This window comes from Pontibacter sp. HJ8, from assembly GCF_054824225.1.
Genome location: NZ_JSYF01000617.1, coordinates 1 through 803 on the forward strand (window position 1 = coordinate 1; position 803 = coordinate 803).

Annotated in this window: 1 protein-coding gene; it reads right to left on the bottom strand. The window is 42.0% G+C overall.

Annotated elements, in window-relative coordinates; genetic code table 11:
• Positions 1-732: pirin family protein (locus OB13_RS20055; protein WP_461491962.1), on the bottom strand; the 732-nt coding region annotated here is incomplete at its 3' end.
• Between the last annotated feature and the right edge of the window lie 71 nt (positions 733-803).

Here is an 803-nt window from a genome sequence, read left to right on the forward strand (position 1 = left end):
TTGGCCAGCATACAATACAAACCGTATTCCTTCGCTACCAGCCATTACTTTCAACGCACTAGCGCCTTCTTCACCTGACATGTTTAGCCAGCCAACCTGGTCTTGTAATAAGAGCTGTTCATCTTCACCAACTTTTGCATTTCCATTCAGAACATATAGGAATGTATTGTAATCTGCTGGTATATCCAGTACAGTTGCAGCATGGGGCTCCAAAGTAATATCTGCTACAATTAACGGAACAAAATTTTGGATAGGTGATGTAAGACCTGCCAAATTACCGCTGTAAAGCGTGATGCTTACCCCGTTCTCGGATAACTTAGGTGTATTTGCCCACGATAAGTCCTGCACTTTCGGTGTCGTCCAACGGTCTTTCTTGGGAAGATTAAGCCACATTTGCAACAACCTCATTTTTGCAATGCTGTCTATAGTTTCTGTGTGCACAATACCACTTCCAGCGGTCATAATCTGAAAATCGCCACTTTTCATTTTATGTGTATCATCGCCAATCTGACCTTCCAGTAGTAGCGAGACAGTTTCAAATCCTGCATGCGGATGCGCGCCACCAACAGGCTTCTCATCTTTTTTATCAAGCATATCGTCCATCAGCAGGATAAAGGGGTCCGTTTGTTTAAAATCTCCCCGTACTATTTGACGGGCTTTATGGTCAGGGCCTAAAAAGCCAGGTTCATCATTTGGCGTATAGACTTTGACCAATTTTCTTTTTATCGACATAATTTTAGTTTTATAAGGTTATTAGTCAATGATTTTTTAGTTGGCTTCGTTACCGCTTTCTGCCTCCAATT